This is a genomic window from Gluconobacter morbifer G707, from assembly GCF_000234355.1.
In the GTDB taxonomy this organism is placed as follows: Bacteria; Pseudomonadota; Alphaproteobacteria; order Acetobacterales; family Acetobacteraceae; genus Gluconobacter; species Gluconobacter morbifer.
On the sequence record NZ_AGQV01000016.1, the window covers coordinates 1 to 23,814 of the forward strand.

The following is a 23,814-nucleotide window of genomic DNA, read 5'->3' on the forward strand; positions in this document are numbered from 1 at the left end:
GTCGGAGCGGTCCCTCTCCCCGCCAGGAAAAGCCAAGACAGCGCGATTCCTGGCGGGTCTGTACGAACTGTTAGAGATTTCCCGATGGTTGGATGCGGGTGAGCCCACATTTTCCACATTGCGCTTCGATCCCTTCGCCTGGCCAGTTCGGTCAGGAATGTTTTCCCATTTCCAGTGAGCAAAGCTTGGAGAAGGATCGCGGCGCAATTACAAATACATCAAGATAGAATATGTCACACAGTTACAGACATTTATTTTTGTTTTATAATTATAATAATTTGTAACGCTTGCTTGGCGCTATTTATAAATGAACGGAAAATATTAAGCTTGTAAAAATCTCACTCATTAGGTCGGTAGAGCTTGAATATGGACGTTGCAAATACGGATGTTCCGAGAGCGTTTAGCGACGCTGAGACCTCTTGGTCAGATCCACTGTGGCGTGATGCCTGGCTGGGAGTGGCGCCGCACCTGATCCGTGGTGACAAGATCCTGCTCCCGGAAGGCAACTGGCCTGACGCCGATGACGTCGAAATACGCACGTATCGTTATGCTATCGACATAGCTGATGCGACAGTTCTGTTTCTCTACAAAGCGCGTATCGCAGGTATTTCCCATGCAGTTTTAAAAAAAATCTATGCAACCTGGAAACCAATTTTTGCCAATGAGGTATTTGCTTGCTTTGTGCGACGCGGTCGCTGGTCGCTCTTTCAACAAAAGAAGCAATATTCTTTACATTACCGAATCGTAGAACAATATCTGAATGCACGGAAGTTACGCCGTTGCAAAGAAACAGTCTTTTTTGCACATATCCCTAAGACTGCTGGCACGACTGCCTGGGAAGCCGTTGCGACTTCAGTGCCGTCCAAACTCTATTGTGAAAGCTATGAAGCTCTTGTTTGCCATCCAGTGATAGCAGCAAACTTCGACCTGGTGGGCGGTCACGTCCCTTTACCAATTCTTGCCCGTTTCGCCAGGTCCAATGATCGTTTCGCATCGATTTTACGGGATCCACTTGCGCGTTTTCGGTCTGCATTTTTGCATGCTCGTCGGGCAAATGAAGATTCGCGGACCTTTACCGATAGCATGCGCTTGATGCGCGAGACCTCTCTTGCAGATTTTCTTTCCCACCCTGATGCCCCGATGGAAATATGCCAGCAAACGATTATGCTCGGGTTCGCATTCGACGAAATTTATAGCCCAAAAGTAGAGCAGAAGATTTTTGATCTTGCCCGTTCAGCCGTTGAAGATGAAGGCAATTTCTTTGCCACCACGCGCCGATTGCCGCAGTTCATTGACACTATGCGCACGGCATTAAACTTGCCTTTGCTGGAAAAGGAGCAACCAGCTCGCAATGTAAGCGACCATATTGCTCAGACCAGAGATATTGAGGAATTTGAGGCATTCATACCGAAAATTCGTGAGATGCTGACGATGGAACGGGCGCTTTATGATCTTGTTGCTCGTAAGGAGGATCGCTGACAGTTCTGGACAGCGTTTTGTCTACCGATGATGGAACGGTGTGGCGGTCATGTCATGAGTTAACGTGCCGGATAATGAGTAGGCGTTCATTGTTCCTATTCTTTCTTCCCCGAGCATAACCGTGGGGCATGCTCAGCCAGAGACAATCGCCTGTTCATCAACAGCATACGGCATGTCCTGCGCACCCTGCTGTCTTCACCGCTCGGCTCAACCGGTAAGCGTGTGATCGAGACGACAGAAAAAAGCCTTCTACAGACGCGCGAGTCGGTACAGGCGGAAAGCGTCTGGATTACCCCGAACGAATCAGCAGGCCGGATAAAATGCCGGATATAAAATCCACAGACACGCAATTCAGCGCAGTATCCCTAGGGTTTTCTTGGGTGTGAGGAAGTTTTGTAAACCGAAGGACAAGGTTCAAATCCCACTCCCGACACCACCAATACTTCAAAATTCCCGTTCTTTTGGAAACGCACAGGTCGGGCGTTGTACACATAAACCCAGATCATTTGTCCAAGGCGCTTCGAGCAGCAGGAAAGAACTTCGAGGCTTCCTCCGCCCCGTTGCGTCCACAACGCAAACCACCACAGAGTGTCTTCTACCAGTCTGAAGGCGTCAATCGACGTAAGAAATCCGGCATCCTGGCTGAAAACGCGAAAGCCCTCTCCCGCCTCAGGCGTTCATGAAAAGGCCGTTCGGATTAAACAATCCGGGCGGTCGTTTACATCATTGCAATACCGACGAGGATGCCCAGAATGGACAGTCCCGCCAGTACACACAGGGGGAACATGATGCTGGAGAAAAAGGATTCCGTCTCCTCCGTTGCATCAAGAGCAACCTCGTCTTCGACGTCATCTTCCGGATCGTTCTGATCATTCATATCTGCACGGTAAGCCAAGAACGCTCCCGAAGGAAGAAAAAGCGGCGACCGGATCGAGAAGACAGCTCTAGGCTGAGGGTGGTCCAGCTTCGGAACGGGCACATCCACATAAAGATTTCACGAATCTCTGGACTCTGTGGATTCCTGACAGTATTGAGGCGGCAGGACGTCTGGGCGGAGACTCCGCATGCTCTGTGAGAACAGTCCCACTAAAAGAAAATTCCCACCAAAATCAAAAAGTTATACCGATTCTACCTAATGGAATCAGATCAGAGCGCCTGCTCAAATCTGTACATCAGACCTGTGGATAACTTTGTTGATGAAGGATGCGATCCTGTGAATCCGGACACATCCAAGCAGACTCTTTACAGAAGAAATCGTTGAAGATCAGAGATCTGTCCCGGATTGGTCTATCCACCGGTCCAGACAGGATCTATCTGACCGTCGGAGAGCCCTTCATGGTCTCTCCGGACGGACAGGAGTGGCTCAGGCCCGGTCGGCATTTTTCTGCAAAAGCCGCATGTTCCGGAACCGGCCAGAAAAAGTGAATGCCCAGCGAAACGCATACCAGCAGGACCGCGGACAAAACCCAAGGCCAGAAGCGGGGCATACGCCCGGCCGCGCCGGGATCGTCCATCGGTTGATCGATCTGTGTGGCGCGGGCATCCCGCAGCAGCTTTTCCAGATCGTTCACAGGCGGGCAGACCGATAGATCAGGACTGTGCCTCCAGAATGGCGTTCATCTCAGCCCATTCCCGCTTGGTCAGGCCAGAGTTTTCCTGCGTGACGGTTTCACCGGCCAAACGGCGACGGATGACTTTCAGCATTCCGGCCGAGAACAGGAAGGCGCCCAGACGGTATTCCTCGAATGCCGCTGCCGTGGCCGGCACCCAGGCTTTAAGGACGTCGATCATTTTTTCCGCATAGACACGGATTTCATACTGGGCATGCGGATCGGCCCGCAGGGCAAGGAAGTGCATGAGATTATGCAGGTCGATCTTCCAGTACCACTGCGTATAGGTGTTAAGCGTCAGGTTCATGCGGGCCAGTTCGCGCGCCAGACCAATGCCTTCCGGATCAAGCAGGGTTTCGTAATCATCATAGCACTGGCTGGCATCACGACGCAGGATATCGAGAACGCGGGCGCCTGTTTCCGGATCAAGCGCTTCGCTCCGCCCCTGCCGGTTGGAACTGCTCTGGGCCGCGATCTGCTCCGGAGCGGGCAGATAGAATTCCCGGTCGAGGATGGAATAGCGGGCGGAATACTCATTCACGCTGGCCATACGGTGACGGATCCACTGACGCGCCACAAAGACGGGCAACTTCACGTGGAACTTGATTTCACACATCTCGAAAGGTGTGGAGTGGCGATGGCGCATCAGGTAGCGGATCAGGCCAGCATCCTCAGACACTTTTTTAGTGCCGCGTCCGTAGGACACGCGTGCCGCCTGCACGACGGCGCTGTCATCTCCCATGTAATCCACGACACGCAGAAACCCGTGATCCAGCACCTCGATGGGCGTGAAGAGAAGCTTTTCCATCGCCGGGACAGTTGGACGGGAGGTCAGCTGAGGTTCGTTGCGCTGCGCCGAGATTTCGGCGCGCTGTTCGGATGTGAGTGCCATGGGCGCGGGCTCTAGCATGCAGGAACGGAGTCCGTCACGCTGCTTCTTTTCCTCTTGAAGCGGAAAGCACGCACGCCTATGTTTAGCAGTGCAAGGGGTTCGTCCCCGGCTATGGCGATAAACGGTAAGTGAAATAAGTGTTGTGGACCCGGGGGCAGTGCCCGGCGTCTCCACCATAAACAACCCCTTGCAAAAGGGGTCTGTGGGGACGAAACAGGCTCGACACGCATGGTAAAGACTTACCTTTTGCCCGGCATTGTACCACCGTCATCGGGCTAAACCTACAAGTGCCAATGATAACTCTGAGGTGCTCGCTGTCGCTGCATAAGCGATAAGCGCGGTTCGGGAGGGCACCGGGCAACAGAAGCCCTCCCACCTCGGTTTCCCCGAAAAGTTTTGTGCGATACGACTTGCCTTCCGGGCCGCTCTGTCGCATCCCTGACCCTGTTGACCGAAACTTCAGGCTTGCGACCATGAGCGACGACGACCACAACGGCCAAGATGGCTTCGAGCACGATCTCCCCGAGAGCCTTCTGCCCTATGATGACTGGGTAGAGGACGCCTATCGCGAAGTCATGCTGCGGGCGATCGAGCATGTTGCTGCCGAAGGGCTACCTGGCGCCCACCATTTCTATCTGACCTTCCGCACCAACAAGCCGGGCGTGGTCATTCCCGCACGACTCAAAGCGCAGTACCCGGAAGAAATGACCATCGTCCTCCAGCATCAGTTCTGGGATCTGGCGCTGGACCGGGACAAAGGCATCATCAGTGTCGGTCTGTCATTCGGTGGCGTGGGCAGCATCCTGCAGATCCCCGTCGCCAGCATCACGGCCTTCGCCGACCCGCATATCCGCATGGCCCTGCGCTTCACAAACAGCGCACTGGATGATGACGAGGACATCGAAATTCCCGAAGACGCCGTCGAACCCGACGATGTCGATCCCGCCCATCACCCCGAAGTCCAGCCGGATGAACCGGCATCGGAAGATAGCCGGAAGGATGCGGAAGTGGTCAGCCTGGCAGCTTTCCGCAAACGCCCCCAGAACTAAGAATCCCGGACGCCCTGCCGCCCTGTCTTTTCACCCAGCACAGGGAGCATGGTCTTGGAAAAGGTTTGCGGCCTATAGTCGTCGTGAACGCCGCTCTCGTAAGGGATCATCATGCGCTTTACTGTCGATCGCCTGGACCATATCGTTCTGACCGTCAGGGACCGGATCGTCTCCGCCTCCTGGTATCAGCGTGTACTGGGCATGGACATCGAGGAATACGGCCGCAACAACAGGGTTGCCCTGAGCTTCGGGGGGCAGAAAATCAATCTGCGACCCGAGAACGCGGAAGGATGGGAGACGGCCGAGGGAGCCTCTGCCGGAACGTCCGATCTGTGCTTTACTACAGCCATTCCGAGCGCGGATGTCATCCGCCATCTGGAGGCCTGTGGCGTGGCAGTCATTGAGGGGCCGGTGGCGCGGCTTGGCGCGTTGGGGCCAATCACGTCGGTTTACTGCCGGGACCCGGACGGAAACCTGATCGAGCTTGCATCCTATAAGGGATGATGCTGACAGGGCGATGGAAACCGCCCTGCCCGGCTTTTTACCAGTTCTTGGAAATCAGCCAGAATTCTTCGGATGTCAGCGTAATGGCGTTGCAGTCCTTCGTTTCGGATGCAGCCTTGGCAAGAGCATGGATACGCTCGACCATAATGGTCTTGCGCTGGTGTGTTTCAGACGTTTCCTTGACTGTGGCCAAGGTCTGAAGAGCGGCCTCAGCGGCCTTGGCAACACGTCCGGCATCAATGGCGGCATAGGACATGAATTGTCTCCATGAAGGGAAAGGATGGATCATCCTATCCCACGGCTGCCCCCAGACCAACCCCGCCTGCCCGGCAGGAGAAAACGGGATCAGACTGGAACGGCCGTTTTGTCCAGTGCGGCGATATAGGCATCCAACACGACATCAGTCGGACCATCCATCCGCAGTTCCCCACCTTCCAGCCAGAGGATGCGCGTGCACCACTCCCGCAGGATCGGCAGGGAGTGAGAGGTGATGACGAGGATTTCGGCCGCATCCACCATGCCCTCCAAGCGCTGGCGGGCTTTCTCCTGGAAGCGCTGGTCTCCGGCCATGAACCATTCATCCATCAGCAGGATGCGGGGACGCGGAACCGTGGCCAGCGCGAAACCGAGGCGGATGGACATGCCAGAGGAATAGAGCCGGACCGGAAGATCGAAAAAGGCGTCCAGTTCGGCGAAAGTCTCCACATCGCGTTCGAGCGCTTCCGTTTTTTCACGGTCCAGTCCCAGGCGGCAGGCGAAAAGCTGGACGTTCTCACGTCCCGTCAGTTCACCGTTCATGCCTGCCTTGGGGTCGATCAGGGCGTGCGTGTCTCCCTTGATGTCGAGACTGCTGTCGCCGGTTTCATAGATCCCTGCCAGAACGCGCAGGAGCGTGGTTTTCCCCGCACCGTTATGCCCGACCAGCCCGACGCGCTCTCCTCCCTCGAGATCGAAGCTCAGGTTGCAGAGCGCCTGCACGACGACGACATCGCCGCCGATATGCATCTTTCCCCCGACCCCGCCGGTGTCCCGTGTCATGGTGGCTTTTGCCCGGGACAGGAGAGTCTTTTTCAGTGACCGGGCGCTCCCATGCAGCACAGGGAAAGAAAGCGACAGGTCACGGACCTGAATATGTGCCGTCATGATGTCAGATCCAGAAAACGAGCCGCGCGCGTGTCCGCGTGAACGTCCAGACGGCCAGCAGACAGAACACGAGGCTCGTCCCGAAGGCCAGTGCCCAGATACCTGCGGACGGCACCTGTCCGAGCAGAGGGCCGCGAACGATTTCGAGCAGCGGAAAGAAGGGGTTCCACGCCAGGAAATGTGCCTTGTTCCCCAGCTGCTGGGGCATCCAGATGACGGGCGTGACGTAAAATACGATCTGGAGCGCGGCCGCGACAATGGGGGGGACATCCCGGAAGCGGGTGCAGAGCGAGCCGAGCAGCATGCAGGCAGCGAACCCGTCGATACCCCACAGGAGAAGCGCCGGAAGAGCGAGCAGAGCCGAGAGACCGGGCCAGACATGGTAGATCATGAAAACGGCCAGAGGCACCACGATGTTATGAGCGAACACGATACCGTTGCGCACTACCACCCGTACGGCCTGAAGCAGCAGCGGCAGCCGAACGGAACGGACAGTTTCCTCCGCGTCCAGAAAGCAGGTGCAGGATTCCTGGATCAGGCTGGCCAGCCCGACCTGCCAGAGCGTCAAGGACAGGGACAGGAACGGCAGGTAGGTGCGAAGCTCCATGTGGAACAGGCGGCTGTAGAGAACACCCATGGAGGCCACCATCAGGGCGGACGTAATGGTCAGCCACATCGGGCCGAGCGCGGAACCGCGATAACGCAGACGGATGTCCAGCCAGCCCAGCCGTACGCCGAGACGCCAGAGCCGGCAGGTTTCCCGCAGGTCGGTCCAGGCCCGGGCGGCCGGACCGGCCTGTCGCGCCCGGGTGGAGCCCGTACGGTTGGTGGCCAGAAAAGATGCACTCATGTGGTTTCGCCTAGCCGATCGCCCCTCTTCCGGCAAGCAGAAGGCGGACCGGGGACAGTCCTGTCCGCCTGTATTTTCAGAAGACGCAGTTTGTGCAACGCAATAATGGGGAAAATGAGTCAGAAACCGGTATTTTTCCTAGTTTCGCCGTAATCCCTGTGTATTCTTCGGGCAACGCGAAAGCTTCCACAGTACACAGGTAGCCCAGACCCGATGCCCAGACCCGTTTTCCCGTTCCGGCCAGCCGCGCACCATCTGACAACGCTCCGGACCGGTGCAGCACTGGGTCTGATCGGACTTCTGGCGGCCTGCGCCGGCAGCCCCGATATGCGTAGCACGTCGCAAATGCCGGTCACGCAGGAAGCCGCGAACTACCGGGCTCATGCCAAATCCTATTATGCGCCTCCCGGAACACCGGATGATCCCTGGGGCCCCTACATTCGCGAAGCATCTGACCGCTTTGACGTCCCTGATGCCTGGATCCGTGCCGTCATCCACCAGGAGTCCGGCGGGCACCTCTTTGACCATAACGGCAATTTCATCACTTCGGTTCCCGGCGCTATGGGCCTGATGCAGCTTATGCCGCCAACCTATGACGACATGCGCCAGCAATACGGCCTGGGCGATGACCCGTACGACCCCCGTGACAACATCTTCGCGGGAACGGCCTATATCCGCCAGATGTACGACATCTACGGCTCGCCGGGCTTTCTGGCCGCCTATAATGATGGCCCCGGAAGCCTGGACAGCTATCTTCGCCGGGGACGCGCCCTTCCCCGCGAGACACGCCGTTACGTCGCGGCGATCGGACCGCAGATTGCCGGGATCACTCCGCGCAGCCGCTCCGCTGCGGATCTGCTGGTTGCACAGCATGATTCCAATGCCCGTGTCCAACTGGCGCAGGCAACTCCCGCCAATACCTCGGAAAGTCAGGCGGTCAGTGCTGCATGGACCCACAAGGAAGCCGGGACGATGGATAGCAGTGCCAGCGCCGTACCGTCCCAGCCTGTCCAGCAGGCCGCGCCTGTTCAGATGGCCTCCACAGCATCCGCCGGTTCGGGAAGCGTGAGTGCGGCATGGGCCGCCCGTGGTTTCGCCACGACGCCGGCAGCGCCTGCGGACCGCGCTGTTTCCAGTGAAGAGACCTCTTCCAGCGAGGAACTGGCTGACAATCGCGTGACCCCGGAGGAAATTCCGATGGGTCATCATCTTCAGCCACAGCCGATCATGGCGATCATGCCCGCTTCGGGACGACCACAATACCGGCTGGCTTCTCCTGCGCAGACAGGCCTGCATCAGGCAACGGTTCCGGCTGCTCATACCAGCACGGGAGCGCCCCGGACATGGGCAATCCAGGTCGGAGCTTTCGGGAATGCGCGGCAGGCAGGATCCGCCACCGCGCAGGCACATAGCCGCGGTGGGGTAGTGGTCGCCTCGGCCCGATCACAGGTGGAGAGCGTCAAAAGTGGACGCGGACGGCTCTACCGTGCACGGCTGACAGGCTTGACCCATGAAAATGCAGTTGCAGCCTGCCGTCGTCTGGCGCACGGTTCTCCCTGCGTCGTGGTACCTCCCGGCGCGTACTGATCTGTTTCGACGCAGGGAACACCAACCACTTTGCTCCGCCGATTTCTGACAACGACAGCTTTCTGTGCCGCAGCCCTGACCGGCGGCCTTCTCTCCGTCTCTCCGGCCCGGGCGGCCCTTGAAACAGGCTCACAGGCGCCGGACTTCTCGGCTCCCGCCAGTCTGGGCGGCCATGAATTCACCTATCATCTCGCACAGGCGCTGAAGACGGGCCCTGTCGTGCTGTATTTCTATCCGGCGGCTTTCACGCATGGATGCACGCTGGAAGCACATGAATTTGCCGAAGCCATTCCGCAGTTCAAGGCGCTTGGCGCAACCGTTATCGGCGTATCAATGGATTCCATCCAGAAGCTGGACCGTTTTTCCGTCAGTGAATGCCGGAGCGCCTTTCCGGTCGCGGCTGACCGGGACGGAAAGATCACGCGGGCCTATGCCGCCAAACTGCCACTCCTGCGCATGGCCAGCCGCACGTCCTACGTCATTTCACAATCCGGGCGGATCGTTCTGGCCTATGCGTCCATGTCGCCGGATGAGCATGTCACGCGGGCGCTTGCCGCAGTCAGAAACTTGCAGGCACCGCACTGACCGGGCCTGCGCCCGATCAATCAGCCTGTCCCTGATCCTGCCAGAGCAGAACCATGCCGCTTTCCCGCCTTCTCGCAAAACCATCATCCAAGCCGACCGGGCAGCATCATGTTGGCGATTCGCGCCCACTGAAACTGTCTGAAGATGTGACCAGTACGGCCGTCTATGGCGGACCGGATGACTGTTATCGTTACACGCTCCTGCGTGTCTGGGATAAAAGCCGTCCCCTCATCATGTGGCTGATGATGAACCCTTCCGTTGCCACGGAATTCGGAGATGACAGAACCGTTGCCAAATGCCAGCGCTATGCGCGGGCATGGGGATATGGCGGGATGTATGTCGGCAACAGCTTCGCCTATCGCTGCACGGACCAGAAACGGCTGCTGGAAGTTCCCGATCCTGTTGGCCCGGATAATGATGCCCATCTGCTGGATATGGCGAAACATGCTTCGCTGGTCGTACTGGCCTATGGTGTGCCACAGGCGAAAAGCCTGCGCAATCGGGGTACGGAGGTAGCCCGGATGCTGGCGCGTCACGGTGTCGAGGTGACGGCATTGCGTATCAGCAAGAACGGGCGGCCGGTGCATCCGCTTTACTTACCATCTGCCCTGACACCTCAGCCGCTTGATCCAGAGATGCTGGGCTGAGGGCTTTGCCGTCTGGCCTTATTCCGATTTGCTGGCCACTTCCCGGATCTGCCAGGTCAGGACAACGTGATTGTTGTGCTGCGGGTAGGTTGCTTCCGGCTGAATGGACGCCCCGAGATTTTTTGATTTGTAGAGGGCCTGTATGGCCTTTTCATCCGCGAGCAGCGTATCGTTCGACACTGGTGAACCAGCATGGAGGCTGGTCGCGGCCTGAAGCTCCGCCGTTGAAACCTTCTGGTTTCCGGCAAACGTGACCTGATCCAGAACAAGCCCGGCGGCAGGCTGCTGGGCTGGAGCGGCCTGTTCCTCGAAAATGAGATGAACCTCAACGGCATTCCCGGTGATGCGAAGCTGTTCCCCCAGACTTGTTCCTACGTTGCGGGACGAATAGAGCGCACCAATCCGCTGCTGGGCAGCGTTGAGGTCGGCGCGCGTGACGGTCTGCCCGGGCTGATAGCCAAACGCCTTGAGGATATCTTCCGTAGAAACACGGTGATTACCCTTGAGGGCAACCGCTGTCAGACGCAGGGGGCTGTTCTGGGATGCGGTCTGTGAAGCGGAGGCCTGCGCGGCAGGAACGGGCGCCATCAGGAGGGCGGTTCCAAGCGATACACCAGACAGTGCATGGATCAGCATAAAGCGGGAAGACATGGCAATGTTTCCTGACGGGAAAATGAAAAAAGATAATTCCATCACGCTACAGAAGTGCAGGGGTTTGACAAATCCCCCCTGTAGTCTGGTATCATTGTAGGAAATCAGTGGTTTTCTAAACATGAAGAGCATCGTTGCAGCTCTTTATGTTTCATTAGATTTCCATTCCGTGGTGCAAGCTGTACGTTGACAGCGGCTTGTTCGCCCTGCCACACAATGGTGCTTCACCATCAGGCAAACTTCCCCTCCCTTTACAATTCCACGGAGGGATATTCCTGCGCTTGCTTTTGCATGGACATCAGAAACAGAAAGGTTTTTTCCGCTTCATGGCTGGACTCGCCCAATTCGCTCGGACATTCACTACGGCCCGTTCCGAACGCCTGCGTTCCATACTCCTGGGGCTCCTTTCCGTTACGGCACTGACAGCGGGAACAGACATCGCGCACGCCCAGACCACAAGCTCCCAGCCGACAAATCAGGCGACGTCCCAGAATGCAGTCAGCGAAAAATCTGCAACCATCAAGAATGCCTCTGCCCAGCCCGACGTCCATATCGACAGCATGAGCAGCAGCCCAGTGATGCGCAATCTCGTGGCTGGCTTCGACCAGACGCAATCCCAGTCATCGCCGACCGAGCCTTCCAGGAGTAAGGGAGATCCCGGGCCGTATTTCTCCGCACCGATGGGGTCCCAGCATTTCTTTGGGGACTGGGGAGGCGCCCAGCCATGGCTCCTGAAACACGGCATCCATCTGCTGGCCGCGATTAACGAGGAATTTGCCGGGAACTTCACGGGCGGCAAGGAAAAAGCCTATTCGGATTCGGGGCAGGTTGGTGTCGAAGTGGATATTGACTGGGACAAGCTGGCCGGGGTCAAGAACTTCTGGACCCATACCCTGATCGTGAACGGGCATGGTCAGAGCGTTTCCCGGAATTTCGGGGATTCGATTGCTGGTGTCCAGGAGATCTACGGTGCGCGTGGTAACGTCGTCGCACATATGGTGGCGATGTACGGTGAAATGGCATTCCTGCACAACCGCATTGATGTCAGTGCAGGGTGGATCCCGGTCGGCAGCTTTTTCGCGGCCTCCCCCCTGTTCTGTGACTTCATGAACGTGGCCATGTGCGGCAATCCTGCGCCAAACAAATATACGGAAGGCAACCGTGACTGGCCCTCGGGCAATCTGGGCGCCATTGTCCGTGTCATGCCGACGACGGATACTTACCTGATGGCGGGTCTCTTCGCTGTCAGTCCTCATGCCTATAATGGCGGCATTTCCGGGTGGGCCTGGGCACAGTCGGGTCTGGGCAAGTTCTCCACGCCGGTTGAGTTCGGCTGGATGCCACATTTTGGCAAGGATCAACTCGCCGGACATTACGTGATCGGTTATTCCTACGACAATTCCCGCTACCCTAATCTGTATGAGGACATTCACGGCAATTCCTGGCAGGCGACCGGTCTGCCCCGCCGTTATGAAGCCGGCCGGAACAGTGCGTGGCTGCTTGTTGACCAGATGCTTGTTCGCAACGGTCCCGGCAATACAAATGGACTCATTGCCCTGGCTGGTGCCATGTACAGTGACGGCAAGACCGTCGCCATGCGTGACCATGAATGGGTTGGCATGGTTGATACGGGGTCAGCATGGGGGCGCCCGCTGGATACGATTGGTGCGATGTACCAGCATTTTGACATGAGCCACACGGCCGCCCTGCAACAGGAATCCTCAATGGCGCTGGGACTCCCCTTCCAGGACAACCAGTGGGGAAATGTCTATGGCCCGCAAAGCCACGAGAATGTCTGGGAACTGTTCTATAGCGCCCATATCGCCCGGGCGATGGCGCTTCAGCCGGATTTCCAGTACATCCAGCGGCCCAGTGCGACGACAACCTTTCATGACGCTGCGGTTCTGGGTGTTCAGTTTACCGTCGTTCTCTGAACCCGCGATCTCAGATATCCTGTCCTGACGGTCAGAACGGAACCTTCCCCGGAGGTTCCGTTTTTTTATGCTGCAACATTAAGTTACCTGCAATGTGTTGCGAATAACTCTCATTACCTTAATGAAGCACGGAGTTATCTACCCGAGAGGTCATCGTGCGCCTTCTTCCTCCGTCCCGTCCTTTTTCAGGGCTGTCGCTCCTGCGTTTGTCATGCCTTCTACTGGCTGGCGCGGCATTTCCCCTGCATGTCCTTGCCGCTGATGATCTGACCGCGAAAGCCCCCCCTGCCGGTGCCAAGGCTCTGGCGCCGAAAAAAGCCTCTAAGCCCGCCGTTCCTGCGAATCGTTCTGCGCAGAACGAGGCCCGGGATGAGGAAATCGTTGTTAAGGCAAAACGGCGCAACCAGATGGAGGTTATCAGTGGCGGTCAGCTCGGAGCGCTGGGAACGAAGAAAGGACTGGATGTTCCGTTCAATATCCGGAGCTATACGTCCAGTCTGATCCTCAACCAGCAGTCCCAGACGCTGGGTGAAGTCCTGCAGAACGATCCTTCCGTTCGCACGACCTATGGGTACGGCAATTTTTCGGAAATGTTCATCATCCGCGGTTTCGTGCTGGATGGGGATGATGTGTCCATCAACGGGCTTTACGGCATTACACCCCGGCAGCTCGTCTCGCCGCAGCTATACGATCAGGTTCAGGTCCTGAACGGGGCGAGCGCCTTTCTGAATGGCGCAGCCCCGGGCAGTTCCGGCATCGGCGGGAACATCAATCTGCTGTTCAAGCATGCCACCAATGATCCCATCACGCGCCTGACGGGCGATTATACCAGCAGCGCCATGGGGGGCGGGAGCATCGACGTAGGGCGGCGCTTCGGGGAGGACAAGCAGTTCGGTGTGCGTCTGAACGTGGCGGGACAGTCCGGCGAATATTCCATCAATGATGAATATCGCCATTCCGCTGCTGTTGGTGCGGATTTCGACTGGCATGACCGCGCGAACCGGACACGCGTTTCCGTTGATATCAACTTCCAGAACCAGGGTGTAAATGGTGGCCGTCCGGCGATCTTCCTGGGAAGCGATGTGACATCAGTACCGCGCGCTGCGGCGCCATCGCATAATTTCGGTCAGAAATGGGCTTATAACGACCTGAACTATCTCTTCGGCATGATCAATGTCGAACATGATCTGACGAAGAACGTTACGCTTTATGGAGCTTTTGGCGGGCTGTCCGGGCAGGAAAAGGGAGATTATTCCAGCCCGACTGTCACGAATGCCGCGACTGGCGCCGCCACGGCCAGCGCCATGTATGTTCCCTATAACCAGACGAATGAAAGCACCCGGGCTGGTGTCCGTGCCCATTTCTGGACGGGACCGGTGCATCATGAAATCAATGCCGGTGGTTCAGCCGTCTGGGAGGACAGTGCCACGGCCTACTCCATGGCGCTGACGTCTTTCGACACCAATCTTTATAATACAAAACAGGTTGCCCATCCGGCGGAAACCTATTCTGGTGGCGATCTGAACAACCCGCAGACCATCGACAAGACACAGCTTTACAGCCTGTTCTTCTCCGATACGATGTCCTTCTTTCATGACCGCGTCGCGCTGACCGCCGGGTTCCGGTACCAGAACATGCTGTTCAAAGTCTATGATTATGACTCCACCACCCGAGGCGCACTGAACTCCTTTTACAACAAGGATGCCATCACGCCTGTCGTTGGACTGGTGGTTCATCCCACGAAGCAGACATCCATCTATTTCAACCGTATCGAGGGGCTCTCCGAAGGTCCGAGCGCCAGCGGAAATGTCGTCAATACCGGGCAGATCTTCCCGCCCTATAAATCCACGCAGTATGAAATCGGAGCGAAATACGACATCGGCCGCTTCAGCGCTTCGCTGGCGTTCTACCAGATTGCGCAGCCCAATGCTTACAGCGTCGCTATCGGAAATACGGGTAAATATGTCTATCGCGAGGACGGGCTTCAGCGGAACCGCGGTATCGAACTGAACGTCAATGGGGAGATCATCCCGGGCCTGCGCTTCAATGGTGGCGGTACGGTCATACAGGCGGCCCTGCGCAGCACGGCTGGCGGACAGTATGACGGCAAGACCGCAATTGGCGTACCCAATTACACGATTAACGGAAATCTCGAATATGACCTGCCCTTCCTGAAAGGCGGCACCGTTGTCGGACGTGTGGTCAATACGGGCAAACAGATGGTCAATGAATCCAACAGCCTTCATCTTCCCGTCTGGACCCGGTTTGACCTAGGCGCACGTTATACTTTCACGACCTACCACAAACCCATCACCCTGCGCTTCAATGTCGATAACATCGCCAATACGCGCTACTGGTCCTCGGCCTTCAATGGCTATCTTCTGGAAGGGCTGCCGCGGACTTTCCGCTTCTCCTTCACCACCGATCTCTGATCCTTTTTCTCTTCCCAATAAAAAACGCGCCTTCCGTTCGGAATGGCGCGTTTTTTATGTCTGGTCTCAGGAAATCAGAATGTGATACCCGTTTCGAAATCGAGCAGAAGCGGGTTCTTGTAGCGGTTCGTACCGCCTGTGCTCCAGATATACTGGGCACCGGGACGGATCACGAGCCAGGGGGTCGGACGCCAGCCGTAATTGACTTCAAGGGCATGTTCCCCGGACGGCTTGTACAGGTCATTGGCGCCCATGGCCTGGACCTGCCGCGCCCAGTTGGTCAGTTTGGGATTCACCCAGAGCATCTTCATGCCGATGCTGATGGTGTCGTTCGGACGGTCCCGGAAAGTGCCCTTGCGGGTTATACCCCAGGTGATGAAATACGGCGCCACGGCTGTGCGCGGATCACCCCAGGTAAAGGACGCGAACAGGGAAGTCCCACGGTTCGGATCGGCCTTGTCACGTTCCAGCATGTGATCGAACTGGACCCAGCCGCCGAACCGGCCGCGGACCTTCCCCGTATCCAGCCCCGTGAAAAAGCCCGGACTCAGATACTTGGCGGGAACACCGAACATGCTGAGTTTGGAATAGACATTGCTGACCTCGGACGTATCCCAATATCCGCCGATCTTGATGTTGGTCTGGAGCGGTCCGCTGTAATCGTCCTTGCCACCCTGATGCCAGCCGAGCTGGAACGGGATGTAGGTTCCCGTCGTATCATGAAGGTTCAGCTTCCAGCCGTTATGGGTGTTGGAAATGGTGTTATCGACGGAATAGACACCGAACTGGACCAGATAGTGGTCATTCCCGCCCGGATAGAATTTTACCCAGGCGCCCGGATGGGCAGTAGGATACCAGCCATAGCCGGAGTTCATGGCAATGGACTGCGGCATACCGCAGATGGCGTTTGATTCGAACTGGCAATACTGGCTCATGCCCCAGTACACGGAAGACTGTTCGAAATCATTCTCGGTGTTGATTTCACCAACCTCGGTCCGGACATATTTGTTCCAGGGCATTTCCCATGACAGACGGGTCAGACGCACCGTCTCACCGGAGCCGAAAATCTGCTGCGGACTGTCCAGCGCAGGGAGTGTCGCACCGATACCGAGGCCCTGACGGGCTGTGATGAGAAGATGGAACAGACCGGCCTGAACGCCAGTAAGCCTCTTGAGATTGACATCAACGTTGATGCCGAACTCATCCGCGTAACGCACATCCTTGGACTTGCCACCCAGTGGATTGCCCGCACTGTCCTCCAGATAATGTCCGCCGATATTGATGCCCTTGTTGGCAAGGCGAGTCCTGAAACCGCCCCAGTCACCAGTCATGGTGCTCTGGGTCAGCCAGTCGTGAAAACTGGCGGGGAAGAAGCTATTTTCGGTTGTATCAGACGTCTTGCCAATTTCGCGGTCGCTCTGGTCATGGTTTTCAGGAGCGACGAGCATGGGCACTGGCTGAATGGACTTGTTCCGGATCATGGGCGTGCCCATCGTCTCGGAGCTTGTCTGAGCCGCATGTTTCTGGTTTCCGCTGACTGCCCCTGCCTCTGTCGTCTGTGCCTGGGCTCCTGACACTACGACAGGCAGTAGCCCTGTCAGGACACTGGCCACGCAAAGAACTTTCGACAATTCAGCGCCGAATTTCTGCATCTTTCCAACCGTCTCCTCTCTGGCCAGGCTCTGGCGGTCCAAAAACGAATTTCGGCACTCATACAGGGCAACGATGGTCCGGAATAGAGGACGGCAGGAAAGCTATTTTCTTTCAGTGGGTTTCTGAAGCGTGCAAGCTGAAAAACCAATGTTTTCGTTTTTGGGGGTTTTCCAACGAATTACAAAAACTTCACATGGTTTTCAGGAACAGGAGAATTTCTTCATCACAGTTGTGTGTTCATTATCCCAGCGGCGAGTCAAAGGCTCAAGAACCGCAAGAACCACGACCGTTCCGACAGCCGCCAGACAGAGCGACCGGAAAAGAGGTGCGTAAAGCGCCGCGCCGCCAGACGTTCCGGTAGGTAATGCTGCCTGATTGGCAATGACACTGCCGACATACATTGCCCCGCCCCAGAGCAGATACAGCCCGCCCATCATGAAACCGCCAAGACGGGCCGGAGCGTAACGGGCCACGATGGCCAGTCCCAGACCACCCGTCAGCAGTTCCGCCAGAGACAAAAGCGCATAACCGAGAACCATGACCCAGGGAGAGACCAGAGGATGGGCATGGGCGGCAGCCGTCCACCAGACGCCGAAGGCAAGCGCCACCAGACCGTAACCAAGCAGCATCTTGCGGGCGAGGGAAAGATCCCGCCCCTGCCGTGCCATCCGGGTGTAAAGAAACGCCAGCACGGGGCTGAACGCCATGATCCAGACGGAATTCAAAGCCTGGAATTGGCCAGCGGAAAGATGCAGGATGGCGACATTCCCGAGTTTAAAATCACCGGAAACGCCACGGAGGGCGAAAAGCGTAAGGGATGTGACCATCTGCTGGTAGAAGACCATATAGATCGTTCCCTGCAGGGAGAGCAGATAGGTCAATCGTAATCCCGGCCGTTCCTGCGCGGGTGAACGCCGGTAAAGGACACCCCATGCGATCCCAAGCGCGAGGAACGCGCTCACGATGCAAAGCCTGGCCAGCACGTCACTGCCCATGACCCAGGCACTGAATGCTGTCATGAGTGCCAAAGCCGCTCCGACATATCCGAAGCGCCGCAGGGGAACGGGGTCATTCTCCCGGGCAGTCGAAGTGCCATTCAACCAGCGGGAGCGCCATAGATAATAGCCCAGCCCGATGATCAGCCCGGCTGCGCAGGTCGCGAAAGCCACTGGCGCCCCGTAATGGACCTGAAGCCAGGGCGTGAGCAGCATGGACACTGTCGAACCGACATTGACGGACATGTAATAGAGGGTAAACGCCGCATCGAGAGCCGTGTCGTCTCCCGCATAGATCCGGCGGACCAGATTCCCGGCGTTCGGCTTGAAAAGGCCATTTCCCGTGGAAATGAGCGCCATGGCAGTCAGGAGCAGCGTCGGTGATCCGAGTGCTGTGGCAAGAAGCACGTATCCGAATGCAAGAAACACCGCGCCCATGACCATTGTTCGTCGGGCGCCAAGAATACGGTCCCCGACGATGCCACCCAGAACCGGGGTGATGTACGTCAGAGCGCCAAAGGCCCCCAGCAGCAGATTCGCCGCCACATCCGTCATGCGGAGCTGCTCGACCATGAAGATCGTCAGGACGGCCTGCATTCCATAATAGCCGAATCGCTCCCACAGTTCGATCGCGAGAACGACTGTGAAAGCGCGGCGACGTGTTTGGGCGGGTGAAGAAGCGGAAGAAGGTGTCGTGGTCATCGGGTTCCCGTCAGATGCAGAACGGGACCAGACACCTTAATAAGGATGCCATAGAGGCCACGTACCCGCAAGAATCAGAGCGTGCGCGCTGATCAGGCTGAGAATCAGGACGAAGATAACCGCCACGATTCCACCGATCAGTTCCCGCCAGGGCCAGTCCGGCAGCTGTGTCCGAACGCGACGCACCACTCCCATTGTCTCAGCTCTCCTGCTTGCTGAAGAAGGCTTCCAGTTCGGGAGAAACCTTACCGATATGAACCTGCAACGTCACCAGAAGATCGCCGGCCGGATGCTTTTTATCCGCCCCGACCCCTCGCCCGGAAAGACGCAGGACCTTCCCGCTGTCAGAATGTGGCGGAACTTTCACGGCCACTTCTCCTTTCGGCGTGGGAACTGCGACTTTACCGCCGAGCACAGCCGTCTTCAGATCCACGTTCTGGGTGATGCGCAGGTTACGCCCCTCCCGTACATAGCGGGGGTCCGGCGTGACCGTGATCGTCAGCAGGGCATCCCCCGGAACGCCGGGCTGACCGTCCATGCCCGGACGGCCGGGAGCGCCCTTGCCACGGACACGGAGTGTCTGCCCGTCCTCGACGCCCGGTGGGACACGGACTTCGGTATGGCCACTTTCACCCAAGGCCAGATCCAGCGACGTTCCAAGAACTGCCTGCTGGAAGGAGATCGTCACGGCGTAACGCCGGTCCGATCCCTTGGAGGCCCGACGTCCCGCAGACCCTCCAGGCCGGAAGTCACCGCTGAATCCTCCACCGAACATGTCGGAGAAAAAGGATCCGAGGTCTTCCTGACTGAAATTGCCCTGGAAGCCATGCGCTCCACCTGGACCGCCTGGGCCACCCGGCCCCCCGGGACCGCCGCCAAAGCCGCCAAACGGTCCCCGCTCCTGCCCTTCGGCATCGATCTCACCACGGTCGAAACGGGCCCGTTTCTCCTTGTCGCCTACAATGTTGTAGGCTTGGCTGACCGCCTTGAAACGTTCTTCAGCCTTTGTGTCGTCCGGATTGTGATCCGGGTGATACTGCTTGGCGAGTTTCCGGTAGGCGCTGCGGATTTCCTTGTCCGACGCCGTTTTTGAAACTCCCAGTACCGAATAGGGATCGCTCATCTCACCTCCGCATCATCCGCCATGCCATCGTCAAGCAGGTCAATCAGCACAGCAATCACCTCATCACGTGAAAACCCGGCCCGTGTTCCGTCCTCTACCAGCGCCTTGAGTCTGGGATTGAGGTAATCGGCGGCCGGATGTCCATCGCCATTGTCAGTCATTGATCATACTCCATTATACCCAGATGTGTGGCGCGCCATGAACCGGGTCAATGGGCGAGGACAAACTCTGCAATATTTGTCACAACCCCGGGATCCAGAGGTAGTCCGGACTGGAGGTATGTCTTCCATCCCGCTTCCCGGCTTTTGTCGGTAGCGTCCTTGAGGACATGCGTCGCGGCGGGAAGCAGAATGGCTGACCCGCCAGGAGCAGCATTTCGAAGACGGAAGAAATCGTCTGTCGGGCTGACCTGCCGATCCAGTCCACCCTGAAGGATAAGCACCGGCCCGCGATAGGCGGCAAGAAGGACTGCAGGATCATAACGGTCTTCATCAATCAGGAAATTCTGAACCTGCGAGCGGAAAAGCGATTTCAGCGCCGACGGCAGCGTCCTGTCATCGACAGGCCGTCCCTGACGAATGGCCGCAAGGATACCCTCGATCCGGGACATCAGCAGTACATTTGCGGGGTTGGCGGCAATCTGATCATGAAGGATCGTGTCTATGCGCCGACCGGGCGTGGACAGCAGGATCAGTCCGCAGAGCGGGTGTGCCATACGCGCTGCTGCGAGCGCGATCAGACCGCCTTCACTGTGCCCCGCCAGCCAGATGCACGTCACGCCTGTCCTGTCATGAATAACCGTCATCCACGTTTGTACATCCGACACGTAATCGCTGATCGTCACGGCGTTGGCATCCGGAATGGCGCGCGCACTGCTGAAAAGACCACGCTTGTCTATCCGGAGGGACGAAATGCCGTGCACGGCAAGGCCTTCAGCGATCAATCTCAGGGTCGCGGGGTGGAAACCCAGCGCGGAGTTGCCGTCCCGATCCGTCGGTCCCGAGCCCGGCACCAGAAGAACAACCGGAGCATTTTTCCCGGCTGACAGGAAAAGGCCGCCCAGAGGACCCTGCGGACCGGGTGCTGTCAGGGCCTGTTCCTGCCCGATGGCAATGGGAGCACCAGCCTCCGCTCCGAAGGCAGCTCCTGCAAGCAGACAGAACATCAAAAGCCAGTCGCGCGACATGGTCTGTCTTTCGGAAAACGGGGCTTTCTCAGGTCACGAAATAAGAATCACCCGTCCCTGAACTGTGAGTTGTTTTATCTTGTAAAGGCCCGTGCGAGTGCGTTCTGTTTTTTGACTTCGACGGGCAGTCTGGTGTCTTCGAGCTGCCGGCCCTGCCATCCGGCGCCGAGGGAGACATAGAGTTCGATGGCATTGCGCACGCGGGCCAGGCGCCCGACCACCGCCTGATCCTGCGCCGACAGGGCGGTCTGCTGCGTGGTCAGCACGTTCAGGTACCCGGTCAGACCCGCCGTGAAGAGTTTCTGCGCCCGGTCACGGGCCAGACCGGCATCCACCGCCGCCGCGTTCAGCTGCTCGACCAGTTCGGCATTATGCCGCCAGTCGCCCATCGCGTCCTCGACCTCCGCGAAGGCCTTGAGCACCGTCTTGCGATAGGTCAGACGGCTGGCTTCCGCTTCCGCCCGTGCCTGCGCAATCGCCGCCGTATAACGTCCGCCATGAATGACCGGCAGCGTCGCCATCATCATGAAGCTCCAGCTCATGCCGCCAAGCTGGAACGCCTGATAGGCCGCCGAGGCGTTCGGATTGAAGTTCAGCGGAATGGAGAACTTCGGATACAGGTTCGCCACCGCAATCCCCACTCGCGCCGTGTCGGCGGCGTATTCCGCCTCCGCTCCGCGGATGTCGGGGCGGTTGATCAGCACCGTCGAGGGCAGGCTGGCCGGGAAACGCGGCAGATCCGGCAGCGGACGGCGCTTCTCCAGATCCTCTTCCAGCTGGCCCGGCATCTCGCCCAGCAGCACGGAAATCGCATGCATCAGACGCTCTTCCTGCTCATGCAGGGGCGCCAGCCGGGAGCGTTCGAGATGCTCTTCGGTCTGCGCCTGGGCCACGGCCAGCGTGTTGCCCAGACCGTGCGTGTACAGCCGTTCCGTCAGTTCGCGCGATTTCTGCGCCACGTCGATGGCCCGCTCGGTCACCGTCAGACGCTCCTGCACACCGCGCAGCGTCACGTAATCGGAGGCCAGTTCCGACAGCAGTGCCAGCAGCACGGCACGGCGGTTCTCGATCGACTGTTCGACGATCCGCTTGCGCTCTTCCACCTGCCGCGCGATATGCCCGAACAGATCGATTTCCCAGCTCGCCCGCGCGCCATAGGTCAACACGGAAGCTTCCGGACGGTTGGCCGGGTTTCCCGGACGCAGTGGCCAGTTGTCCACATTCACGGAATAGCGGTCATCCCCGCCCCCGGCCGCCGCATCGAGCTGCGGGTACCAGGCCGACTGCGCCTGACGGCGCACCGCACGTTCGGAAATGATGTGCTGCGAGGCAATCTGCAGGTCGTAATTGCCCTTGATCGCCTGCTCCACCAGTTCGTTGAGCATGGGGTCATGGAACTGGCTCCACCAGTCCTTCATGTCCGCTTCGGTCTGTCTGATCTCATCCGCCGTCGCCACTTTCGGCTGCTCGACGAAGGCGTCGGGGATCTTGATCTTATCCGGCTTGAAGTTCGGCCCCACCGTACAGGCCGTCAGGGACAGGCAGGTTCCAAGGGCCAGGGCGACAGTGCGGGCGAAGACGGAGCGTGCCATGTCAGAGATGGTTCTGCAGCCAGGTGGTCAGCTTGCCCTGGGCTCCGGGCGCTTCCTTGCCGATGGTCACCGTGGCCGTCATGCCGGCCGCCAGCGTGATCTCCGGCGGAACGTTGTCAAATTCCAGACGCACCGGAATACGCTGTGCCAGACGCACCCAGGTGAAGATCGGGTTGACATCTGGCAGGCCGAGGCGGTCGGACACGCCGTTCTGGTCGTTGATGCCGCGGCCGATGCTGACCACGTGGGCCTGCAGGATCGTCTTGTAACCCATCAGCTTGACGCGCGCCATGTCGCCCACGCGCACGCCATGCATCTTGGTTTCCTCGAAATAGCCGTTGATCCAGAAGCTGTGCGCGTCGATGACCGCCAGACCCGACTGACCGGCATGGGCGTAGTCACCCACCCGCAGGTTCAGGTTGGTGATGTATCCATCCACCGGGGAATAGACCGTCGAGCGCTGGAGATTGAGCAGCGCCGTGTTGAGGTCCGCCTTGGCGGCGTTCACCTTGGCGCGCTGCGTCTCGGCGTTGGAGTTGAAGTCTTCCTGTTCTTCCGCGGAGACGATGCCGCCCAGCCCCATGCGGCGCTTAGCATCGGACATGCGGAGTTTCAGGTCTTCCTCTGCCCCGGCCAGGCGGGCCCGGGCGGCGTCGATGTCCAGGCGGAAGCGGACGGGATCGAGCACGAAGAGCGGATCTCCCTTGTGAACGAACTGGTTGTCCACCACCGGAACCGACACCACCGTGCCCGAGACTTCAGGCGCCGCATCCACAACATAGACGCGCACGCGTCCGTCACGGGTCCAGGGGGCAAGGACATAGATGTCCCACATCGTCCGCCCCAGCCCGATGGCCAGCGCCAGAACGATCAGGGTCAGCAGAACACGGATGACACTACGGGTCCAGTTCATCGCCGACCCCTCCTACACGTAAAGGATGAGCAGACAGAGAACACAGACATACAGCGCTATTTCAAACAGGGCGACATGCCAGAACCAGCCCAGAGCACCCGTTCGCCACAGGACACTCCGCAGGACCAGCGTCACAACAACCGCCGCAACCGCATAAATCGAAAGGGGAGCAACAAAAACCCCAAAAAGATCAACCTCCGCAAGCATCACTCAGATACCTGCAGATCAACAAACTCGCCGGTCAGATCTCTTCCCACGGGGCTCCTCGCTAGACCACAGCGACTCCC

The 23,814-nt window shown here is 58.2% G+C and carries 23 protein-coding genes and 1 other RNA gene; 9 read left to right on the plus strand and 15 right to left on the minus strand.

The genetic code is table 11. The features are described from left to right. The first annotated feature begins 366 nt into the window (after nucleotides 1–366). Nucleotides 367–1,479: a sulfotransferase family 2 domain-containing protein gene (locus GMO_RS14290; protein WP_008852933.1), complete on the plus strand. Its 1,113-nt coding sequence runs from the start codon at nucleotides 367–369 to the stop codon at nucleotides 1,477–1,479. 718 nt (nucleotides 1,480–2,197) lie between these two features. Here GMO_RS14290 and GMO_RS14485 read toward each other — a convergent pair. Continuing rightward, nucleotides 2,198–2,374, minus strand: coding sequence for a hypothetical protein (locus tag GMO_RS14485; protein WP_175282628.1), 177 nt, complete (start codon nucleotides 2,372–2,374; stop codon nucleotides 2,198–2,200). Nucleotides 2,375–3,069: 695 nt separating this feature from the next. Further along, nucleotides 3,070–3,981, minus strand: coding sequence for an FAD-dependent thymidylate synthase (gene thyX / locus GMO_RS13175; protein WP_040509788.1), 912 nt, complete (start codon nucleotides 3,979–3,981; stop codon nucleotides 3,070–3,072). 50 nt (nucleotides 3,982–4,031) lie between these two features. On the opposite strand from thyX, the gene ssrA reads away from it, so the two are divergent. The 3 genes from ssrA (at nucleotide 4,032) to GMO_RS13185 (ending at nucleotide 5,534) form a co-directional block, all read left to right on the plus strand. Continuing rightward, nucleotides 4,032–4,356: a transfer-messenger RNA gene (gene ssrA, locus GMO_RS14055) on the plus strand. Nucleotides 4,357–4,454: 98 nt separating this feature from the next. Beyond that, complete coding sequence (locus tag GMO_RS13180; RefSeq protein WP_008852937.1) at nucleotides 4,455–5,030, plus strand: SspB family protein; 576 nt, start codon at nucleotides 4,455–4,457, stop codon at nucleotides 5,028–5,030. 111 nt (nucleotides 5,031–5,141) lie between these two features. After that, nucleotides 5,142–5,534 carry a VOC family protein gene (locus tag GMO_RS13185; protein WP_008852938.1) on the plus strand — a complete coding sequence of 131 codons (393 nt, stop codon included), beginning with the start codon at nucleotides 5,142–5,144 and terminating at the stop codon, nucleotides 5,532–5,534. Between the two features lie 37 nt (nucleotides 5,535–5,571). Here the strand turns inward: GMO_RS13185 and GMO_RS13190 are convergent, their stop codons facing one another. From GMO_RS13190 to GMO_RS13200, 3 genes are all read right to left on the minus strand, one after another. Continuing rightward, nucleotides 5,572–5,790, minus strand: coding sequence for a hypothetical protein (locus GMO_RS13190; RefSeq protein WP_040509791.1), 219 nt, complete (start codon nucleotides 5,788–5,790; stop codon nucleotides 5,572–5,574). Between the two features lie 89 nt (nucleotides 5,791–5,879). Continuing rightward, on the minus strand, nucleotides 5,880–6,677 hold the full coding sequence (locus tag GMO_RS13195; RefSeq protein ID WP_008852941.1) for an ABC transporter ATP-binding protein: 798 nt from the start codon (nucleotides 6,675–6,677) through the stop codon (nucleotides 5,880–5,882). 4 nt (nucleotides 6,678–6,681) lie between these two features. After that, nucleotides 6,682–7,527, minus strand: a complete 846-nt coding sequence (locus tag GMO_RS13200) for an ABC transporter permease (protein WP_008852942.1) — start codon at nucleotides 7,525–7,527, stop codon at nucleotides 6,682–6,684. Between the two features lie 213 nt (nucleotides 7,528–7,740). Between GMO_RS13200 and GMO_RS13205 the strand changes: the two genes are divergently transcribed. Genes GMO_RS13205 through GMO_RS13215 form a run of 3 tightly spaced genes read left to right on the plus strand, consistent with a single transcriptional unit; the run spans nucleotide 7,741 to nucleotide 10,346 of the window. Further along, nucleotides 7,741–9,114: a lytic transglycosylase domain-containing protein gene (locus GMO_RS13205; RefSeq protein WP_050801489.1), complete on the plus strand. Its 1,374-nt coding sequence runs from the start codon at nucleotides 7,741–7,743 to the stop codon at nucleotides 9,112–9,114. Nucleotides 9,115–9,144: 30 nt separating this feature from the next. After that, a complete protein-coding gene (locus GMO_RS13210) occupies nucleotides 9,145–9,699 on the plus strand; it encodes a peroxiredoxin (protein ID WP_008852946.1) in 555 nt (184 codons plus the stop codon). A 53-nt stretch (nucleotides 9,700–9,752) separates the two neighbouring features. After that, the gene (locus GMO_RS13215) at nucleotides 9,753–10,346 is read left to right on the plus strand and encodes a DUF1643 domain-containing protein (RefSeq protein ID WP_008852947.1); all 594 of its coding nucleotides are present in this window, start codon (nucleotides 9,753–9,755) and stop codon (nucleotides 10,344–10,346) included. A gap of 18 nt (nucleotides 10,347–10,364) precedes the next feature. Here the strand turns inward: GMO_RS13215 and GMO_RS13220 are convergent, their stop codons facing one another. After that, nucleotides 10,365–10,997: an FtsQ-type POTRA domain-containing protein gene (locus GMO_RS13220; protein ID WP_040509794.1), complete on the minus strand. Its 633-nt coding sequence runs from the start codon at nucleotides 10,995–10,997 to the stop codon at nucleotides 10,365–10,367. Nucleotides 10,998–11,323: 326 nt separating this feature from the next. Between GMO_RS13220 and GMO_RS13225 the strand changes: the two genes are divergently transcribed. Together GMO_RS13225 and GMO_RS13230 are read left to right on the plus strand one after the other, a co-directional pair. Then, nucleotides 11,324–12,931 carry a carbohydrate porin gene (locus GMO_RS13225; protein ID WP_040509804.1) on the plus strand — a complete coding sequence of 536 codons (1,608 nt, stop codon included), beginning with the start codon at nucleotides 11,324–11,326 and terminating at the stop codon, nucleotides 12,929–12,931. 155 nt (nucleotides 12,932–13,086) lie between these two features. Further along, entirely contained in the window at nucleotides 13,087–15,363 is a 2,277-nt protein-coding gene (locus GMO_RS13230; protein ID WP_008852951.1) for a TonB-dependent receptor, read from the plus strand. 74 nt (nucleotides 15,364–15,437) lie between these two features. On the opposite strand, the gene GMO_RS13235 is transcribed toward GMO_RS13230, so the two are convergent. From GMO_RS13235 to GMO_RS13265, 9 genes are all read right to left on the minus strand, one after another. Next, nucleotides 15,438–17,015 carry a carbohydrate porin gene (locus tag GMO_RS13235; RefSeq protein WP_040509797.1) on the minus strand — a complete coding sequence of 526 codons (1,578 nt, stop codon included), beginning with the start codon at nucleotides 17,013–17,015 and terminating at the stop codon, nucleotides 15,438–15,440. 201 nt (nucleotides 17,016–17,216) lie between these two features. Then, nucleotides 17,217–18,713, minus strand: coding sequence for a peptide MFS transporter (locus GMO_RS13240; RefSeq protein ID WP_008852953.1), 1,497 nt, complete (start codon nucleotides 18,711–18,713; stop codon nucleotides 17,217–17,219). 36 nt (nucleotides 18,714–18,749) lie between these two features. Then, the gene (locus GMO_RS14490; RefSeq protein ID WP_008852954.1) at nucleotides 18,750–18,908 is read right to left on the minus strand and encodes a hypothetical protein; all 159 of its coding nucleotides are present in this window, start codon (nucleotides 18,906–18,908) and stop codon (nucleotides 18,750–18,752) included. Nucleotides 18,909–18,912: 4 nt separating this feature from the next. Next, entirely contained in the window at nucleotides 18,913–19,836 is a 924-nt protein-coding gene (locus GMO_RS13245) for a DnaJ C-terminal domain-containing protein (protein WP_008852955.1), read from the minus strand. Further along, nucleotides 19,833–19,997 carry a hypothetical protein gene (locus GMO_RS14495; RefSeq protein WP_008852956.1) on the minus strand — a complete coding sequence of 55 codons (165 nt, stop codon included), beginning with the start codon at nucleotides 19,995–19,997 and terminating at the stop codon, nucleotides 19,833–19,835. Before GMO_RS14495 ends, GMO_RS13245 begins: the two co-directional genes overlap by 4 nt. A gap of 47 nt (nucleotides 19,998–20,044) precedes the next feature. Then, nucleotides 20,045–21,022, minus strand: a complete 978-nt coding sequence (locus GMO_RS13250; RefSeq protein ID WP_139064482.1) for an alpha/beta hydrolase — start codon at nucleotides 21,020–21,022, stop codon at nucleotides 20,045–20,047. Nucleotides 21,023–21,096: 74 nt separating this feature from the next. After that, complete coding sequence (locus GMO_RS13255; protein ID WP_008852958.1) at nucleotides 21,097–22,614, minus strand: efflux transporter outer membrane subunit; 1,518 nt, start codon at nucleotides 22,612–22,614, stop codon at nucleotides 21,097–21,099. A 1-nt stretch (nucleotide 22,615) separates the two neighbouring features. After that, nucleotides 22,616–23,527: a biotin/lipoyl-binding protein gene (locus tag GMO_RS13260; protein WP_008850967.1), complete on the minus strand. Its 912-nt coding sequence runs from the start codon at nucleotides 23,525–23,527 to the stop codon at nucleotides 22,616–22,618. 12 nt (nucleotides 23,528–23,539) lie between these two features. Continuing rightward, nucleotides 23,540–23,734, minus strand: coding sequence for a DUF1656 domain-containing protein (locus GMO_RS13265; protein ID WP_008852959.1), 195 nt, complete (start codon nucleotides 23,732–23,734; stop codon nucleotides 23,540–23,542). Nucleotides 23,735–23,814 lie beyond the last annotated feature (80 nt).

Excerpts from the sequence above, each read along its gene's own strand:
- GMO_RS13195 (WP_008852941.1), bottom strand. The coding sequence starts at position 6,677 with ATGACGGCACATATTCAGGTCCGTGACCTGTCGCTTTCTTTCCCTGTG.
- GMO_RS13190 (WP_040509791.1), bottom strand. The coding sequence starts at position 5,790 with ATGTCCTATGCCGCCATTGATGCCGGACGTGTTGCCAAGGCCGCTGAG.
- GMO_RS14490 (WP_008852954.1), bottom strand. The coding sequence starts at position 18,908 with ATGGGAGTGGTGCGTCGCGTTCGGACACAGCTGCCGGACTGGCCCTGG.
- GMO_RS13200 (WP_008852942.1), bottom strand. The coding sequence starts at position 7,527 with ATGAGTGCATCTTTTCTGGCCACCAACCGTACGGGCTCCACCCGGGCG.
- GMO_RS13265 (WP_008852959.1), bottom strand. The coding sequence starts at position 23,734 with ATGCTTGCGGAGGTTGATCTTTTTGGGGTTTTTGTTGCTCCCCTTTCG.
- GMO_RS13185 (WP_008852938.1), top strand. The coding sequence starts at position 5,142 with ATGCGCTTTACTGTCGATCGCCTGGACCATATCGTTCTGACCGTCAGG.
- GMO_RS13235 (WP_040509797.1), bottom strand. The coding sequence starts at position 17,015 with ATGCAGAAATTCGGCGCTGAATTGTCGAAAGTTCTTTGCGTGGCCAGT.
- GMO_RS13245 (WP_008852955.1), bottom strand. The coding sequence starts at position 19,836 with ATGAGCGATCCCTATTCGGTACTGGGAGTTTCAAAAACGGCGTCGGAC.
- GMO_RS13255 (WP_008852958.1), bottom strand. The coding sequence starts at position 22,614 with ATGGCACGCTCCGTCTTCGCCCGCACTGTCGCCCTGGCCCTTGGAACC.
- GMO_RS14290 (WP_008852933.1), top strand. The coding sequence starts at position 367 with ATGGACGTTGCAAATACGGATGTTCCGAGAGCGTTTAGCGACGCTGAG.
- GMO_RS13240 (WP_008852953.1), bottom strand. The coding sequence starts at position 18,713 with ATGACCACGACACCTTCTTCCGCTTCTTCACCCGCCCAAACACGTCGC.
- GMO_RS13220 (WP_040509794.1), bottom strand. The coding sequence starts at position 10,997 with ATGTCTTCCCGCTTTATGCTGATCCATGCACTGTCTGGTGTATCGCTT.
- GMO_RS13250 (WP_139064482.1), bottom strand. The coding sequence starts at position 21,022 with ATGTCGCGCGACTGGCTTTTGATGTTCTGTCTGCTTGCAGGAGCTGCC.
- GMO_RS13205 (WP_050801489.1), top strand. The coding sequence starts at position 7,741 with ATGCCCAGACCCGTTTTCCCGTTCCGGCCAGCCGCGCACCATCTGACA.
- GMO_RS13260 (WP_008850967.1), bottom strand. The coding sequence starts at position 23,527 with ATGAACTGGACCCGTAGTGTCATCCGTGTTCTGCTGACCCTGATCGTT.
- thyX (WP_040509788.1), bottom strand. The coding sequence starts at position 3,981 with ATGGCACTCACATCCGAACAGCGCGCCGAAATCTCGGCGCAGCGCAAC.
- GMO_RS13215 (WP_008852947.1), top strand. The coding sequence starts at position 9,753 with ATGCCGCTTTCCCGCCTTCTCGCAAAACCATCATCCAAGCCGACCGGG.
- GMO_RS14495 (WP_008852956.1), bottom strand. The coding sequence starts at position 19,997 with ATGACTGACAATGGCGATGGACATCCGGCCGCCGATTACCTCAATCCC.
- GMO_RS13225 (WP_040509804.1), top strand. The coding sequence starts at position 11,324 with ATGGCTGGACTCGCCCAATTCGCTCGGACATTCACTACGGCCCGTTCC.
- GMO_RS13180 (WP_008852937.1), top strand. The coding sequence starts at position 4,455 with ATGAGCGACGACGACCACAACGGCCAAGATGGCTTCGAGCACGATCTC.